Below are 296 nucleotides of genomic sequence, written 5' to 3'. Positions count from 1 at the left end.
TTATTCGGGTTACAGTTCATATAGAGGGTTTTGGCCTCTTTTTTTAGTTTGATATAAACTACTGTTGATAAGATTTGATATTTGAGTAGTTATTTAAGAAACGAAAAATTGGCGGTAATATAGTAAGAATACTAAGTAATCTAAGTGATTGAGCGGCAACAACAAAAGTAGTGTCGGCATGGAGCGCGATGGCCGTGCCTGCCATCTCAGCAACCCCACCTGGTGCAAAGGCAAGCATACAGGTTACAAAAGAAATGTGTGTGATTTCAGATATTAGAAAGGAAAGGACCAACATA

General features: G+C 38.2%; 1 protein-coding gene. It reads right to left on the bottom strand.

Features of this window, described 5'->3' with window-relative positions:
- Nucleotides 1–58: 58 nt before the first annotated feature.
- Nucleotides 59–296 (bottom strand): AbrB family transcriptional regulator (locus V7137_RS28455; protein WP_335701171.1); only part of this gene is annotated, 238 nt, incomplete at its 5' end.

Origin of the sequence: Neobacillus drentensis (genome assembly GCF_036962765.1) — a bacterium.
GTDB classification, from domain to species: domain Bacteria; phylum Bacillota; class Bacilli; order Bacillales; family Cytobacillaceae; genus Neobacillus; species Neobacillus drentensis_C.
The sequence above is the reverse complement of the archived record's forward strand: the minus strand, read 5'-3'. Positions and strand labels throughout refer to the sequence as shown.